General features: G+C 37.8%; 16 protein-coding genes and 2 pseudogenes. 11 read left to right on the forward strand and 7 right to left on the reverse strand.

Annotated features, from left to right (window positions below; translation table 11 throughout):
* Window positions 1-34: 34 nt before the first annotated feature.
* The 3 genes from MMP60_RS12455 to MMP60_RS12465 all read right to left on the reverse strand — a co-directional run bounded on the left by MMP60_RS12455 (window position 35) and on the right by MMP60_RS12465 (window position 3712).
* Window positions 35-997 carry a bile acid:sodium symporter family protein gene (locus tag MMP60_RS12455; RefSeq protein ID WP_241336599.1) on the reverse strand — a complete coding sequence of 321 codons (963 nt, stop codon included), beginning with the start codon at window positions 995-997 and terminating at the stop codon, window positions 35-37.
* A gap of 136 nt (window positions 998-1133) precedes the next feature.
* On the reverse strand, window positions 1134-1535 hold the full coding sequence (gloA, locus tag MMP60_RS12460; RefSeq protein WP_241336600.1) for a lactoylglutathione lyase: 402 nt from the start codon (window positions 1533-1535) through the stop codon (window positions 1134-1136).
* Window positions 1536-1537: 2 nt separating this feature from the next.
* A complete protein-coding gene (locus MMP60_RS12465) occupies window positions 1538-3712 on the reverse strand; it encodes an MFS transporter (RefSeq protein ID WP_241336602.1) in 2175 nt (724 codons plus the stop codon).
* A 185-nt stretch (window positions 3713-3897) separates the two neighbouring features.
* Between MMP60_RS12465 and MMP60_RS12470 the strand changes: the two genes are divergently transcribed.
* Entirely contained in the window at window positions 3898-6528 is a 2631-nt protein-coding gene (locus MMP60_RS12470) for an AAA family ATPase (RefSeq protein WP_241336604.1), read from the forward strand.
* Between the two features lie 39 nt (window positions 6529-6567).
* Here the strand turns inward: MMP60_RS12470 and MMP60_RS12475 are convergent, their stop codons facing one another.
* The 3 genes from MMP60_RS12475 to surE all read right to left on the reverse strand — a co-directional run bounded on the left by MMP60_RS12475 (window position 6568) and on the right by surE (window position 9337).
* Complete coding sequence (locus MMP60_RS12475; RefSeq protein ID WP_241336605.1) at window positions 6568-7497, reverse strand: LysR family transcriptional regulator; 930 nt, start codon at window positions 7495-7497, stop codon at window positions 6568-6570.
* 128 nt (window positions 7498-7625) lie between these two features.
* A complete protein-coding gene (locus MMP60_RS12480; protein WP_241336607.1) occupies window positions 7626-8456 on the reverse strand; it encodes a peptidoglycan DD-metalloendopeptidase family protein in 831 nt (276 codons plus the stop codon).
* Window positions 8457-8566: 110 nt separating this feature from the next.
* The gene (surE, locus tag MMP60_RS12485; RefSeq protein WP_241336611.1) at window positions 8567-9337 is read right to left on the reverse strand and encodes a 5'/3'-nucleotidase SurE; all 771 of its coding nucleotides are present in this window, start codon (window positions 9335-9337) and stop codon (window positions 8567-8569) included.
* 103 nt (window positions 9338-9440) lie between these two features.
* On the opposite strand from surE, the gene MMP60_RS12490 reads away from it, so the two are divergent.
* The 7 genes and pseudogenes from MMP60_RS12490 to MMP60_RS12520 form a co-directional block, all read left to right on the forward strand.
* The gene (locus tag MMP60_RS12490) at window positions 9441-9815 is read left to right on the forward strand and encodes a hypothetical protein (protein ID WP_241336613.1); all 375 of its coding nucleotides are present in this window, start codon (window positions 9441-9443) and stop codon (window positions 9813-9815) included.
* A 147-nt stretch (window positions 9816-9962) separates the two neighbouring features.
* Window positions 9963-10364 (forward strand): hypothetical protein, encoded by a 402-nt coding sequence (locus tag MMP60_RS12495; RefSeq protein ID WP_241336615.1) that lies wholly within the window; start codon window positions 9963-9965, stop codon window positions 10362-10364.
* A 114-nt stretch (window positions 10365-10478) separates the two neighbouring features.
* Window positions 10479-11627 (forward strand): D-alanyl-D-alanine carboxypeptidase PBP5/6, encoded by a 1149-nt coding sequence (gene dacC, locus MMP60_RS12500; RefSeq protein ID WP_241336622.1) that lies wholly within the window; start codon window positions 10479-10481, stop codon window positions 11625-11627.
* A gap of 90 nt (window positions 11628-11717) precedes the next feature.
* Entirely contained in the window at window positions 11718-12263 is a 546-nt protein-coding gene (locus MMP60_RS12505) for a gamma carbonic anhydrase family protein (RefSeq protein WP_241336624.1), read from the forward strand.
* A gap of 78 nt (window positions 12264-12341) precedes the next feature.
* A complete protein-coding gene (locus MMP60_RS12510) occupies window positions 12342-12653 on the forward strand; it encodes a 3-hydroxybutyryl-CoA dehydrogenase (RefSeq protein ID WP_241336626.1) in 312 nt (103 codons plus the stop codon).
* Window positions 12654-12702: 49 nt separating this feature from the next.
* Window positions 12703-13473, forward strand: a complete 771-nt coding sequence (locus MMP60_RS12515; protein ID WP_241336629.1) for a DUF4262 domain-containing protein — start codon at window positions 12703-12705, stop codon at window positions 13471-13473.
* Window positions 13474-13516: 43 nt separating this feature from the next.
* Window positions 13517-13612 (forward strand): annotated as a pseudogene (locus MMP60_RS12520) (gamma carbonic anhydrase family protein); the annotation flags it as partial.
* Between the two features lie 400 nt (window positions 13613-14012).
* On the opposite strand, the gene MMP60_RS12525 reads toward MMP60_RS12520, so the two are convergent.
* Window positions 14013-14333 carry a hypothetical protein gene (locus MMP60_RS12525; protein ID WP_241336631.1) on the reverse strand — a complete coding sequence of 107 codons (321 nt, stop codon included), beginning with the start codon at window positions 14331-14333 and terminating at the stop codon, window positions 14013-14015.
* Window positions 14334-14494: 161 nt separating this feature from the next.
* Here MMP60_RS12525 and MMP60_RS12530 point away from each other — a divergent pair.
* The 3 genes and pseudogenes from MMP60_RS12530 to MMP60_RS12540 form a co-directional block, all read left to right on the forward strand.
* A pseudogene (locus MMP60_RS12530) lies at window positions 14495-14893 on the forward strand (diguanylate cyclase); the annotation flags it as partial.
* Between the two features lie 271 nt (window positions 14894-15164).
* Complete coding sequence (locus tag MMP60_RS12535; RefSeq protein WP_241336632.1) at window positions 15165-16313, forward strand: agmatine deiminase family protein; 1149 nt, start codon at window positions 15165-15167, stop codon at window positions 16311-16313.
* 257 nt (window positions 16314-16570) lie between these two features.
* Window positions 16571-16780, forward strand: coding sequence for a Sec-independent protein translocase subunit TatA (locus tag MMP60_RS12540; RefSeq protein ID WP_241336634.1), 210 nt, complete (start codon window positions 16571-16573; stop codon window positions 16778-16780).
* The last annotated feature ends 3 nt before the right edge of the window (window positions 16781-16783 follow it).

Consider the following 16783-nt stretch of genomic DNA (forward strand, 5'->3'; position numbering starts at 1 on the left):
CTGAATAAACCCATCCCTCTCTTAGCTCATAGGCTTAATGCCTTTTCGCCCAATGATTTGCAATCACACCACAAACCATTAATTGGATTTGATGAAAAATCATAATTGGCAACACAATCATTCCCAAAGGTTGCCCAATAAAGAGAATCTGCGCCATTGGTACACCACTTGCCAACGTTTTCTTAGAACTACAAAAGAAAATTGTGACCTGATCTGCTTGATTAAAGCCTAACCATTTAGGTAAATATAAAGCGAGTAACATCACAAGCGTCAATAACACAGAGCATGCCAAGGTTAAATAGAATAGTGTCAAACCACTCACTTGATGCCATAAGCCTGCAACTACAGCACTACTAAACGCACCATAGACCACCATTAAGATCGAGCCTTGATCGAAAGCCTTGACCAAACTTGGTAATTTGAGCATATAAGGAAATACATAAGGACGTAATAACTGCCCTAAAATAAAGGGCACCAACAATAACAGCGTAATCTGGATAATAGATTTTGTTGGATCAAAATCATGCTGGCTTTGACCTAAAATAAAATAGCTTACCAAGACTGGCGTAATAAACATTCCAATAATATTGGAGAAAGAAGCGCTACAAACAGCCCCTGCAACATTGCCCTTTGCCATGGACGTAAATGCAATTGAAGATTGTACTGTAGATGGCAAGAAGCACATAAACAGAAAGCCCCAATACAATTGCTGCCCTAAAATTGGTTCTAATACGGGTTTAGCAAGTAATCCAATCACAGGGAAAATCACAAAAGTAAAAGCAAAAACTAAAGCATGCATTTTCCAATGCAGCATACCTTCAAGCACAGCTTCACGTGATAATTTTGCACCATGCAAAAAGAAAAGTATGGCGATAGCAACCGTTGTCAGCATATTAAAATAATGCGCCATCTGTCCTGCAACAGGCAAGAATGTCGCCAGTATCACCATAGCAATTAATAATATTGTAAAGCGATCCAATGCCAATAATTTCAACATAACCTATCCCTATTCATTCACCAATAACAATAAAGCCCAATATGACATTGTTGATCATTTGATCAAAACATCATACTGAGCTGTATCAATAAAGCGAAGACTTTAAATCAAAAATCTTAGACCCAAAAGCCTAAAATCAATTATTACGTGCGTTTTGATCTTGCTGAATCAGCTCGATTTTATAACCATCAGGATCTTCAACAAAAGCAATCACCGTGATGCCACCTTTCATTGGCCCAGCTTCACGGACGACCTTACCGCCACGTGCTTTGATTTGTTCACATGCTTCATAAGCATCTTCTACACCAATCGCAATATGACCATAAGCATTGCCTAAGTCATAGCTAGGCGTATCCCAATTATGTGTCAACTCAAGTACAGTGTTATTTTTTTCATCGCCATAACCGACAAAAGCCAAGGTAAAACGCCCTTCTTCATAATCACGCTGGCGTAGCAAGGTCATACCAAGTACCTCAGTGTAGAACTTTAAAGATTGTTCTAAATTACCTACTCGTAGCATCGTATGTAACATGCGCATCGTTATTCACCTTTCTGCTGTGTGATGTGGTTCTCATGGTCACGTAATAGTTTCGCAACCCAAACCACGAGGATTAAAATTGGAATACCAATTAATGTCGTCATTAAAAAGAAATTCGGATAACCGATATTGCTGACTATTGTTCCTGAGTAACCACCCAATAATTTGGGGGTTAAGGTCATTAATGAACTGAAAATCGCATATTGAACCGCAGTAAATGACACACTGGTTAAGCTCGATAAAAAGGCAATAAAAGCCGCACCTGCTAAACCTGAAGCCAAATTATCGATAATAATGGCAAAGTACAGCCACAAAGAACTATAGCTTTTGATCACCTTACCAGAAAGTTCGATTGTCCCTGACTGACTCGGATCAATCACAGCAATTGGCTGAATCTCTACATTTAAAGCCATCTCAGCATGAGACGCTGTATCAATATGATACTGCCGTGTTGCAAATAATTCATTTCCAGTATTATTTTTTAAATGAACTAAGGCTGTAATGGTTTTAGTCGGAGAAGCTTGTAACAACTTTCCATCCACTGCACCTGTAAATACGCCATTTTCATCTACCTTAGTCACAAATTCTTGACCATCTAATTGAAGAACAACAGGCTTCTCCTCATTTAAATCTTCAGCTTTAATCCCAGCCAGTTGCCCTTTAACCACCAAGCTTTGTTTTAACTCTTTTGGTGTTAAATGGTCATCACTACTGATGGGTAATAATTGAATCTGAGCTTGCTGAGAACTCACTAAATAAGGGACGGTTAATTGAATTTTAGAATCTGCTTGATTTTGGTATTGAGTGCTTAACTTCACTTCATTTGCTTTTGATAATGTGGCATTGGGTACTTGCAGCTTCCAATAACCAACTTCATCCGTTGCGACTTGATAATGTTGATCACCGATTTGAACGTCCACCTGATCCAGTGGTTTACCTGATTTGACCAAGCCAATAAAAATCAAATTGGTTGAGCTTGCCAACACTGCACCGACAAACATCAATTTCATAATGTTCATGCGTTGTGCCAGTAAACCACCTAGAAAACCTCCGACCAAGCTAAACAACACACCGTAAATTTTAACTGCTTCGGCAATCTGCTCTTTACTGAAATTTAAATCTTGATAGAACACATTAGAAATCACCCCAGCAATAATGTCAGAGATACGGAAAAACCCAATCAATAGCAAAAGCACTAAAGCAAGTTTGACACCATAACGTTTAAAGAAATCTAGAATGGGTGCAACCCAAGTTTCTTTAGCCATCTGCTGATTGACAACTCCCATTTTAACCAGAGCAAAACCAATCAATAAAGCTGTGGCTGTAGCTGTTAAAAAGCGTAGAGCCTCTAAACCAAATAAAGCTGCGGTGTCTTTAATTGTTACTGCTTTAACGATAGCATCTGTTAGATTGCCTGAATAAATATAGCTCACGACAAAGGTGATAACCGCGATAAAAAACACAAAGACCAAGCGATAATAATCCGTGGTTTTATAATGTTTATAAACACGATTTACTTGTGGTTCGCGAATACATAAAGTGGTGATGATACCCACCGCCATGACTGCTGCCATAGTCAAATAGGTATATTTCCAAGCTTCATAGATATAATTGCCTTTGGCAGTTCCCAAATAAGCAGCAAGAAATAAAGCCCCTGCACCCGCAACGATCATCCCAATACGATAACCTGCGTTGTAAGTTGAAGCTAAAACCGTTTGCATCTCACTTTCAGCAAGCTCGATACGATAAGCATCAATTACAATATCTTGGGTCGCTGCGGAGAATCCTAGTAAGACTGCACCAACTGCCATTTGAATTAAATAGCTTTGTCCAAGTGCTGGGTCAGAAAATGCCATAATGCAAATTGCACATATAATTAAAGTTTGTGCAATCAATAACCAAGCACGGCGGCGACCTAAACTTTTCGTTAAAAATGGAACAGGCAATTCATCAATCAAAGGTGCCCAAACAAATTTAAAAGAGTAGCCCAATGCAGCCCAACTAAAAAATGTCACAGCACTTTTATCAATTCCTGCCTCACCTAGCCATAAAGACAAGCTAGAAAAAATCAATAGAATGGGTATCCCTGCGGAGAAACCAAGAAATAGCATGATCAGTGCGCGGCGATCCCAAAAAGCTTTAAATGCGGATGCCCAGCCAGTGGCTTGAGTTGTCATTGGTTATTATTTTCCATGAACAGCGTGAATGTGCTTATTCAATCGTTTCTTGCACTCGCTTGCAAGTTGCTTTATGCAACTATTGTTTTGTTTTGCCGATAAAAAACACAAGTTCGCTTGATCTTTAGACCTAAAACTGTATACCTTTAATTACTTAACTTTCGTTTATTTGTTGGATAGCAACAGTGACCCAAAAACTTGATCAAATGACTGCAACAACTTTATCTTTAACACCAACAAACACGATTACAGCGAAGATCAATTCATTACCAAGCGCCTTTGAGCAGACGGATATTCAAGCAACTCTCACGAAAACAGCACTTAGCCCAGAGCAACTCACCCACATTCTCAATCTAGCTGAGATTCCAAGTTCAACGAAACGTATCAAACCCCTTAATAACTTTCTTGGGCAAGATCGCGCACGTGCTTCAGTTGAAGCGGGTATTTCCTTACCATACTCAGGCTATAATATTTTTGCAGTTGGCACAGCAGGCCTGGGCAAACGAACCATGATTAAGCGTTTGCTTCAGCAGCACGCTAAAACCATGCCAACGCCAAATGACTGGGTCTATGTCAATAACTTCAAAAACCCAAGACAACCAATTGCATTGCGTTTCCCCGCAGGACAAGGCACAAAATTTCAAAATGCATTACAACAAGCATGGCAGATCATTCTAAAGCAGTTAGAGCGCCGTTTTAGCGCAGAAAGTTATCACAATCGTATTGAGCGTATTCGTCAAGACACGGGTGATGTACAACAGCAAGCGTTGATAGAACTCACAAAAGAGGGACAAGAGCTCGATTTAAAATTGATTTCTCGTGATGACAAACACGTCTTTATTCCAATGCAACTCAGAGAGAATGAATATCAAGAATTAACAAAAAATGATCTTGATGCTCTGAGCAGCAAAGACCGTGCTGAAATCACATCCAACATGCGTTATATGGAGAAAAAGCTAGAGCGTTTAGGCTTACACCTTGGCGATTTAGAAGATGATGCGCGTGATCAAGTATCGAGTTTAAACCGTGATATTGCTACCCAAGTAGTTACACCACGTATGGAATCGATTTTAAATAAAAATAAAGAAGTCAAAGGTCTCGACATATATCTAAAACATTATGCTGAGGACATTATTGATAATGTCGAGCTAATTTTAGAGCAAGAAGAAGATGACTTTACACCTGCTTTATTCAACCGTGTTCCTTCACGCTATCAAGCCAATGTGATCGTTGCCAATAAACCAAATAGCGGTGCACCTGTTATTTTCGAAGATTTTCCAACACACTACAACTTATTGGGTCATGTTGAACAGCTTACACACAATGGTACGATTACCACCGATTTCACCTTAATTCGTCCAGGTTCATTACATCAAGCCAACGGCGGCTTTTTAATCCTTGAAGCAGAGCAATTGCTTGAACAACCTTATGCATGGCAAGGTTTAAAACGTGCATTAAAATCAGGACAGCTCAAACTTTCATCTTTGGAACACATGCTCACCTTAACAGGCAGTATTTCGATTGAACCTGCTTCTGTTCCCCTCGATCTTAAAGTTGTTCTATTAGCAGAACCTGAAATTTATTATGAAATTTTAGAAGTCGAACCTGAGCTAGGCAGTGTCTTTAAAATTCGCGCTGACTTTACCGATACCTTGCAACGTAATAACAGCAATGAACAAGCTTATATGCAACTGATTGCAGACTATGTTCAAGCAGATAAATTACTTCCATTTGATCGTTCCGCACTTGCAGCTTTACTCACTGATTCTAGCCGTCAAGCAGAAGATCAAAGTTCACTCTCACTACATGCCTCTACACTGGGTGATTTAATTCGTGAAGCACATCATCATGCCTTTAAAGCCGATGACAAAATCGTCACTGATCAGCACGTTAATCAAGCCTTGCACCATCGCCAATATCGCTTAGGCTATTTAAGAGAGCTTTACTGGCAAGATCTCTCGCGTGGTACGCAGCTCATTGAAACTACAGGGCATCGCCTAGGTCAAATCAATGCCTTGTCTGTAATTCACTATGCAGATGTTGAGTTCGGTTTACCCTCTCGTCTCACCGCATCCGTCTATCAAGGTGGCGGTGATATCCTCGATATTGAACGCAGCGTTGAATTGGGTGGTTCACTACATGCCAAAGGCGTGTTACTGATGTCGAGTTTCTTAAAAGCTCATTTTGGTCGTGCACAGATTCTACACTTCTCTGCGGCTTTGGCTTTTGAACAAAGCTATGGGCAAGTGGATGGCGATAGTGCCACTGTTGCAGAACTATCAGCTTTAATCTCTGCCATCTGTCAAATTCCAATTGATCAGTCATGGGCAATTACAGGCTCAATGAATCAACTCGGTCAAGTTCAACCAATTGGTGGGGTCAATTCCAAAATCGAAGGTTTCTATGATGCCTGTAAACTTCAGGGTCTAACAGGCAAACAAGGCGTGATTATTCCACGTCAAAACATGCAACATTTGATGCTACGCCAAGATGTGATTGAAGCTGTACAGGCTGGTCAATTCCATGTACATGCCATTGATACCATTGATCAAGCTTTAGAAATTTTAATGGCTCGCCCTGTTGGAACACTCGACAAGAAAGGTCGATATAGTAAAAACTCAATTTATGCGGCTGTCATGCAACAATTAGAGTATTGGCAAGCGATTGAAGATGGTGAAGCTGTTGAAGACGATGAGCCAAAAAAAAAGAGAAAGCGCAAGAAAACCAAGAAAGATGATGCTGATGCGAAAACTTCAGAAGATTCTACAGTTGAAGCAAAAAGCTTAAAAATGCTCAGTAAAAAAAATAGGTCATAAAGAAAAAGCCATGTTCTTTAGAGAACATGGCTTTCTTGCTTAGGCAACGCCTTGTAAAGATCGCCCACCTGGCAATTGAGCAAAATATTGCTTCAGTGCGTCAATACAACGATGTACTTTCATTGGATATTGTTCACGCTTCGAAGTTAAAGCATGTAGCGTATAAGCAGGAAGTTGCCAATCAGGTAGAACTTCAACTAAAGACCCATTAATCAACTCTTTTTGAATATCCATATAGAGAATACGCGCGATACCATGCCCTTGTTGACACAATGATTTTGCGACAAAAACATTATTGGTACTTAGACGTGTTTTCATATCGACATTGACAACTTCATTACTCAAACCATGGCGGAATGAAAAATGTTGATAGTTTTGCATCAATGTGACAGGTAATAACTCGTGATGACGCAAATCTTCTGGGCGTGTAATCGGTGATGATTGATTCAGATAGCTTGGTGATGCAACTAAAACCTGATCGACTCTCGCTAAAGGTACTGCGGTTAGCTGATGATCATCAACACGTAGGCTCATCCGTATCGCTATATCAATTCGCTCTTCAATTAAATCAATATAACGATGGTCTGCTTCAAAATGAATCGCTAGACCTTTATGTGCTGACATCCAATGAGATAGTGCTGGAATGACATGCAAAGCACCTAATTCAGGTGTCGTCGCAATACGTAAATCTCCAACAAGATCGTCACGTAGTTCATTAATACGGATTTTGCCACGTTCAGCGGCTGCCAGCATTTCTTGGCAACTGAGAAAAAAAGCTTGTCCAGCTTCTGTAAGACTGAGTTTTCGAGTTGAACGATGAAGTAAGGTGACATCCATTTCATGTTCTAAAGAACGAATTTGCTGACTGACTGCACTTGTTGTAATTCCTAATTCTCGCGCTGCGCCACTAAAAGAACTTTTTTCAACAACGCAAGCGAAGACCCCCATTGCACGCAATTGATCTAACATAGACTTCCCTCTTAATTTATTAATATGCTTATTGTTGTAATGAAAGCAAACTGAATAAGTATACAGGGAAGTCTATTTTTTCACTAGAAGTTATTAATAATTTGTTTAATCAATGTTAATAAATTAACTTAATTTGGCAAAACTGTTATAGGGTTCACAGGTTTGCCATCTAAGCGGACCTGAAATTCAAGCATTACACGAGATGCACCTGAAGACCCCATCTCTGCAATTTTTTGCCCTGCTGTCACATTATCACCACTCTTCACTGACATTTTACTGTTATGCGCATATGCGGTGATATAACCATCAATATGCTTAATCAGTACGAGATTTCCATATTCTTTTAAACCATCAGCAGCATAAACGACTTGTCCATTTGCAGCAGCAAAAACAGGATCACCTTCATTGCCACCATAACGCGTTCCTTTGACATTATTCGCCAAATTAAAACCTTGAATAACTGCCCCATTTGATGGTTTTACCCAACGCAAACTCGAAGCCAGAGTTGTTGATGTAGGCGTTACAGGATTGATTGGAGCAACTTTAGGAACAACAGGTTGTGTTTTTGGAACAACGGGTTGCTGTTGGGGCGGCAAATTAATACTTTGGCGTTGAATTGGCGTTGTCTGTGCGACTGCTTGTGTAGATGTTGTTCGCTGTGCAACAGAGCCTTTTAAACGTAATGATTGATTGACATAAATTCGATAAGGCGACGCAATATCATTCAAAGCAGCAACATCTAAATAATTTAAACCATAACGATTTGCAATCGCACTCAACGTATCGCCAGAACGTACGGTGTAATAATTTGGTGCTTGCTGTACATAACGATTACCACCTTTTGCTTGTGGTTTTGATGCACAACCTGTAACGACAACAATGCTTGTTACTGCCATAGACAACACAATGGTTTTAATCATTTTTCGTGATAGAAAAATCGAGACATGGTTTAAATGCATCTTTGCCCTCATCGAAAAAACCTTGATCTATTTGCGCCTAAGAGTATCAAAAAAGTGAGAAAAAACGAGCTCCCACTTTCTATATTCACAAAGTTATAACATAGCAACCGTTAACCATTTACATGAAGATGTAAATTGTCGAGTACAGCATAATTGGTTGCATCCATTTGAATGGGTGTGATACTCACAAAACCATTCGCAACCGCGAAAAAATCCGATTGGATATTACTTGAAACAGATTGAGGTTCTGTGACAGCTTCCCCCGCTAAACCAATCCAATAGACTTGACGACCACGTGGATCGACATGACTACTAATTGGTTTGGACTGTGCTCTACGTCCTTGATAAGTGATTTGTGTTCCTTGAATTTGCTCAACATCAGGAATATTAATATTAAAGATATGACGTGGCGGTAATATTGGTAGACCCTTTGCGATAAAATCGTGTACCCATTGTGCAGCTTTGGCATAATGTTGAGGATGCTCATATGAACGTACATTTGAACCTGCTAATGAGACTGCAATGGCTGGCTGCTTCATTAAACGTCCTTCAAAAGCAGCGCCGACAGTCCCAGAATACAACACATCATCACCCAAGTTTGCACCACTATTAATACCACTGACAACAAGATCAAATTCAAAATCGAATAGACCATTCATTGATAAATAAACACAATCTGCGGGTGTTCCATTCACAGCCCAAACATCTTCTGCAATTGGAATAGGTCGTAAAGGACGATCTAAAGTTAAAGCACTTGAGTAACCACTACGCTCACTTTCAGGTGCAACCACGACCACTCGACCCAAAGGCTTTAACGCTTGTGCTAGAGCCTGTAAGCCTGGTGCAAAAACACCATCATCATTTGCTATTAAAATATTCACTTTGATCCTATCTCTTCAAATGTTACTACGTAGTTTTTTCAATTGAATTATTCAGTGAATTATATATATTTGTAACTTCATAGTATTAGAAATTTATGCCGCCATGAGACATTTATCTACTTTTATCCGTGTTTTAGGGGTAAGTTTTTCACTTCTAACAGCACCCGCAATTTTTGCGAATACAACGGTTTCAGCTAAAGAAGCAGATGCACTCATCAAAGATGATATTGCCAATGCGCAAGTTCTCATTGAAATGTGTCCAAGCTTAATTGGGAAAAATGCTAAATTTGACGAAAACATCAAAAAGATGGTGGGTTCTTATTTCAGCACTTATTCTGATAAATCAGCTTCTCTTGAGAGTCTACAAAAGGATGGAGAATTCCAATCTTTATTAAAAGATGCTCGTGAAGCAGCAAAGGAAGTTGAGAAAGCTGAACAAAAGTCAGTATGTGAAGATGTATTGAATTTTGAAGGCTAATGACTAAACCCCAAATTTGTGGTTTTAAATTTTAATATTTAGAACCACACACCTCCACTTTCCCTACAGCAAACATACAATTTATTCATATTTTTATGCTATAAGCTATTCAAATTCTTTAAGTCTTGTTTCTGAGTTTGAATTCTTATGAAGAAAAATATTTTCAAAACACTAGGCATATCCTTGCTCACTGCCTCTAGTATTTTCACAACAACAGCATTTGCAGCAGAAAAAAAGTCTGAAACTGAAAAAATTGAAGTCACCCCAACCTCAGAGGGTGTTACCCCACAAGAACTCGCTGCAATTTATGTTTTATCTGAAATCTGCCCAGATTTAATCGGTCGAGATTTAAAATTTAATAAAGCATATGACAACTTGGTCAAATCTTATTTATCCAATGACGCAAACGCTGTAGATATTCTAAATAAGCGTGCCACAACTAAAGAGTTCCAAGCACCTTTGGCTGAAGCACGTAAAGATGCCAAGGCTGCATCCGAAGATGATAATCGCCAAATTTGTGATGATGTTCGGAATTATTATTCCAAGTAACTGATTAGTTACAATACTGCATGAAAAAGCCGACTTCTACCGTAGAAGTCGGCTTTGCTTTGTCCTAAAATGCTAGGCTCATCTGCTTCATACAAGATATTGGAACCACCTAGAATGACTCAAAAAAGCGCTCTTGCTGCATTATTACTTTTGCCAAGCCTTTCATATGCAGCGACTGTCCTACCGTCTCCACCAGAATTAAATAATAAATCCTATGTATTGATGGATTACGAGACAGGACAAATCCTTGCTGCAAAAAACGAAAATGAAAAACTTGCACCTGCGTCTATGACTAAAATGATGACAAGCTACATCATAGAACAAAAACTTTTAAAGGGTGAGTTAACCGACAACGAACAAGTCCGCATGAATGAATCGGCATGGTGCCGTGGCACCAGTGCTGAATCATGTATGTATGTGCCATTAAATGGTACAGCAACTGTATTAGAGATGTTACGCGGTATTATTATTCAATCAGGCAATGATGCGTCTAAAGCAATGGCTGAACACATTGCGGGCAATGAAGGTACATTTGCCCACATGATGAACCAAGAAGCCAAACGTATCGATATGAAGAATACTCATTTCATCAACTCAACAGGTATGCCAGCTGAAGGTCATTACTCAACCGCTAAAGATATGGCTGTACTAGCGCAACATATTATTAAAGATAGCTCTAAATACTACCCGATCTATTCAGAAAAAGAATTTACGTTTAATGGCATTAAACAAGGCAACCGTAATGCTTTGCTTTATACAGATCCAAGTGTTGATGGTTTAAAAACGGGTCACACTGATGAAGCGGGTTATTGCCTAACCACTTCAAGTAAACGTGGACCAATGCGTTTGATCTCAGTGATCTTTGGCACACCAAGCATGAATGAACGTGCTAGTCAAACTCGCACATTGTTAGCATGGGGCTTTGCGAACTTTGAAACAGCAAATGTACAGCCTGCTAAACAAGTGCTTGCCAAAGCCAAAGTATGGTTTGGTAAAGAAGATAATGTTCAAATTGGTCTAGCTGAAAACTTCAATGTAACGATGCCTAAAGGTCAAGCTGATAAAATCAAAACTCAGCTTGTAGTTCAACCTAAACTCAATGCACCTTTAGCCCAAGGTCAAGTTGTAGGTAAATTAGTTGCAAGCCTTGATGGTAAAGTAATTGCAGAGAAACCACTGGTTGCATTAAAAGCTGTTGAAGAAGCAAGCTTCTTTGCTCGTATGATTGACCATATCAAAATGTTCTTCAGTAACTTATTCTAATTTTAGAATAGACTAATTAAGCATTCATGCTCTTGGGCATGAATGCTTTTTTATTTTATAATTCCATCATATTTTGTTTTGAAAATTCTAATGACTAAGAACATTCGACCCTATCTCAACCAAGAACCTAATATTGACTCAAGCTGTTATGTAGATGATATGTCTGTCATTATCGGCGATGTCAAATTAGCTGAAAATGTTTCTGTTTGGCCCTTTGCCGTGATTCGTGGTGATGTGAATTCGATTCAAATTGGCAAAAACAGTAATGTACAAGATCATTGTATGTTACATGTCAGTCATAAAAATCAAGCTAAACCGAATGGTTCTCCGCTCGTGATTGGTGAAGATGTCACAGTTGGACATCATGTAACTTTACATGGTTGTACCATTGGCAATCGTGTTCTGATCGGAATTAATACTGTAATTTTAGATGATGTCATCATTGAAGATGATGTGATGATTGGTGCTGGGAGCTTAGTACCACCACGTAAAGTTTTAAAAAGTGGTTATCTCTATGTCGGTAGTCCAGTACAACAAGTTCGTGCACTGACTGAAAAAGAAATGGAATTTTTACCTTACTCAGCACGTCATTATGTGAAAGTGAAGGATAATTATTTAGATCAAATTGATCTGTAGTTTTTTAAAACTACAAATTTCATATATTGGAATAAAAGGTACATATTCTTTATTCTTCTTTTTGTATTAAGGTCTTTTATGAGAAAAATAATTATAGGATTATTCACAGTTTTATTAATTACATCTACTCATGCTACAGAATTAGAAAAATGTGCAGGTATAGAATATGCAGCTGATACATTAATGACATTTCATCAGATGGGGTCTGATGTCGAAAAAGCAAAAGGAATTTATGCTCAATTATTTAAAGAAGAAGGCGAGATATTTAACAGAATAGTTGATGAGGTGAAGAACTCTCCTATTTATACAGATGAAAAAGAAGCTGAAAAGGCTATAGAAAATTTTAAAAATAAATGGAAGAAATACTGTTTAGAAAATAACATTCATTAACTGTGTTAAATTCCATTCCATTAATAAGTATAAATTTTAGAGAACTTTAATGAATACCGATCATATATATGATTGTCCCACTCCAGATAAATTAATGAATACAACTAAGTTCAATATTGAAAAGTATGGACTGCAAGTTATGGGAGTTAGCGCGACAGACTACTCGCCTTCTTTTAGTTATAGTGTTGGTCTATATGAGAGCCACCAACATCCCGAGATTATTTGTTTCGGATTGCCAACCAACTTGGCTCATGTAATTATCAATGATGTGGCTGATCTAATTAAAAATGGTGACAGGATTGTGCCCTATCAAGAGTATTACGACAAAATCTTTAAAGAAAGCAGTGCACAGTTTTTACCTGTAAATCCTAAAAATATTAAAGATTATTTTTATGTTGCTTTAAATTACTATCAACACAATAACTTCTCGGCTTTACAATTAGTTTGGACTGACCGTAATGATAAATTTCCTTGGGAAGATGGTTTTGAGGAAAAATTTATTTATGATCAACCACTCTTAGACCGAAATGCTTATTTTAAGTTTAGAGAAGCTAAAAACCTAGGTATTTTTACCACTCGCCAATGGCTAGAGTATGATCAACCAATCTTACGTGTTGTTCACGATATTGATGGAGATTGGCAGTTTTTAACCGGTGATCAAGAGCCCAATGATATTCGCTTAGTTGGTTTAGAACAAATGATATTAAGAGACCAAAGCCTAAATGAGGTTTTTGATCTAGATTACGGTGAAGCAGCTGCTGAAAGAGATTTCATCGGTGACTCATGGACAAAACTAAATATTGATGATGAAGAAATATAACACAGCACGATACCTAGAAATCTTACCGTAGCCAAAAGCGATTATCTTTAGCCCAGTACGACAAGTTCGTACACTGACTGAAAGGGAAATGGAATTTTTGCCTTATTCGGCACGTCATTATGTGAAAGTGAAGGATCATACCAACCCGTTTGGCGTTTTACCGTACAACGGTGGAATGAGACATAAATATCATTGCCTCTTACAACAGATAATATCTGCCCCCTCTAAAAACACACTTATCAGATTGATCCTAGACAGTACGAGGCTATTACTGACTACATAGCCATACTGACTCAGTTCAATATTTACTCAACTTCTTAATGAAACACCAATCCCTAACTCACTCAAAATTTGAGAGTTATCCAGATTTTTCGCAGTAAATTTTACTAACCCTCTATCTCTTCCAAATCAAGCAATTTCATCACCAATCGCAATTGAAATACTTAAAAAAGCGATAAGTTTTGCTAAAGAACAAGGTGCTGAGCAGCTTATGACTGTCTCCCTTGTAGGTATTTGATGTATATTGATAAGCTATTATTTTATATAAACAATGCGAAAATGATACCTATAAAAGCAACGCAAATACTAAACATATATAACTTTAATGTAATGAAATATCTAATCTGGGCATCATCATAATATTTATTACTGAGTAACCGATACACAACAACCAACATAAAAATTAAAGACAATAAAAGTGTTAGAACAATAACCCAATCAGACATACTTTGGATTGCTGGATGCTCAGATGTTCCTTCAACTGCCCATCCTGCCAAAAAGTTAAGAATAAAACCCATCATAATTCCTAACGAAGTAATCATAGGTTGACGGAAATCTTTGATATCACCTGTAAAGTTCATATGTTGAGCCTCTAATAGAAACAACTATATAAGAAATTATAATAGCTTTGCTAGTTAAGTAGATTTATAAATATTTTCGCTGTAATAGTGTCATCAATAGACAAACAGTACAACTCAAACAAATCTAGACTTCTATTATATAGTCCAGTTATTTCGATTTTATCATAGGGGGATACCCTCTTGCCTCACGAAGTGATGATCTTGCAGCTCGTTATGGGGGCGAAGAATTTTTACTGTTATTCACTATGACAAGTCAAGAACAAACCTTGATACAAGTACAGCACTTGATGGAATTGGTACGAAATATTGAAATTATTCATCCACGAAGCAGTGTCTCCAAGCATATGACCGTGAGTGTTTGTGTTGCAACTACGATTCCTCATTTGCATGGCTGTTTTTTAGAGTTTATAGCTCAAACCGATCACGCACCATATATTGCAAAGAGTAATGGTCAAAATCAATACCGTGTTGCTGTTTCTCGTGATGAAATCGCTCTTCAAAATAGCATGGCTATTAAGGCATCTACTTTTGAACTACGGTCAATTTTTAGACCTAACTAACGTTCAATAGCAACTTTCATTTAGATTTAAGAATCACACACATTAATTAGCTATTCTAAATAATAATGGATCTATAAAATAACTCTATTCGCAAAAAATACACAAAAATTCTAGTTACAACCATATCTTTATCGATATTATTGGTTAGTAAACCTTTAAACTATCGTAATAACTTAACGCTATTAAATTAAGTTTTTATTAATAATAGTGTAAAAGTAAAGTAATTATTATTTATTGTGGATTCTATTAATAAGTCAGTAAGGATATTGTTATGACGGCTATGACACGCAGAAAATTTCTAGGGTTATCGGCAGCAGTTACTGCTTTAGTAATTACAGGATGTGGTAGTAATGATGAGGAAGTTCCCCCAACTACAGGAAATGGAAGTACAGGAGGTAATAACACCGAAACAACCGCAATTGGAAAAATGCCAGATGAGGCAGAGCCACATACTCGGACATGGATGGCTTTTGGTGCTTCAGATCAAATTCATGAACCACAAAATATAAATGGTTTACGGGATGATTTAGCAAGAATAGCCTTAAGTATCGCAGCCTATGAACCTGTTTCTATATTAGTTCGAGCAAATGAGCTAGATATTGCAAAAACGAAGATGAACCATCCAAACATCTCTTTTGTAACAGGCTCAATGGATGATTTTTGGACACGCGATACTGGTGCCGTATTTATTAAAAATGCACAAAATAAATTAATTGGCGTTGACTTTAACTTTAATGGTTGGGGTAAAAAACAAACTCACAATAATGATAAAACAGTTGCTACCCAAATACTGAATAATATTAACATCGAAAGAAAAGTATCATCTCTTACTCTTGAGGGCGGCGGCATAGAGGTCGATGGGCTTGGCACAGCAATTATTACTGAAAGTTGTGTACTTAATGACAATCGGAATCCTGGTATTTCTAAAGCTGCTTGTGAAGCCGAGCTAAAACGCTGTCTTGGTATTAGCAAAGTAATCTGGTTACCGGGTATTAAAGGCAAAGATATTACAGATGGACATACTGATTTTTATGCCCGTTTTGTGAGCGAAGGCGTTGTCGTAGCTGCTTTCGATAGTGATCCAAATTCCTATGATCATGCAGTAACAAAACAACATCTTGAAATTTTGAAAACGGCAACCGATGTAAAAGATAATAAATTAAAAATCATTGAGTTACAAGCTCCAACTACGCTTCGAGTAAAAAATCCAAGTGAAGACTTTGCCGCTGGTTACATTAATTATTACGTCTGTAATAATGCGGTTATTATACCTGAATTTGGTGATCCAAGCGCAGATGCTGCTGCAAAACAGAAGTTACAAGCAGCTTTCCCTAATAGAACGATAGTCCAAATTAATATCGATTATATTGCAGCAGCTGGTGGTGGAATTCATTGTACGACACAGCAACAACCAGCTTAACGCTATACCTTTTAGCTAAAATTTGGTCGAATCTATTGTTCTCATATATTTGATAGCCAAATTTTAGCTGAGTTCTATCTACTACATGATGCATAAAGCTATTTGCTAAGTTTTTAAGGTGTATAAGGCAATAACGTAAAATATATAGCCATTTTTCGCAGATAAAATTAGTGAATTATCGGTTGTTATTGACTCTTAATAAGCAAACTTTGTTAAGGCATAATTAAGCAATATTCTTGATTTGAAGGAATAAAACTATGGCTGGTCTATCTATTTGGCATGTGCTTATTTTTGCAATTGTCGTTATTTTATTATTCGGTACATCAAAGCTTAAAAATTTAGGCAAAGATGTTGGCGGTGCAGTGAAAGATTTTAAAAAATCGATTCAAGACGATGATATACCATCTAATCAACCTCGCAATATTGATGCTCAAGTCAAAAATGATGAGACGTCAATGAAAAGCTAAGCG

It is taken from the genome of Acinetobacter sp. ANC 4805 (assembly GCF_022549495.1).
Taxonomy (GTDB): domain Bacteria; phylum Pseudomonadota; class Gammaproteobacteria; order Pseudomonadales; family Moraxellaceae; genus Acinetobacter.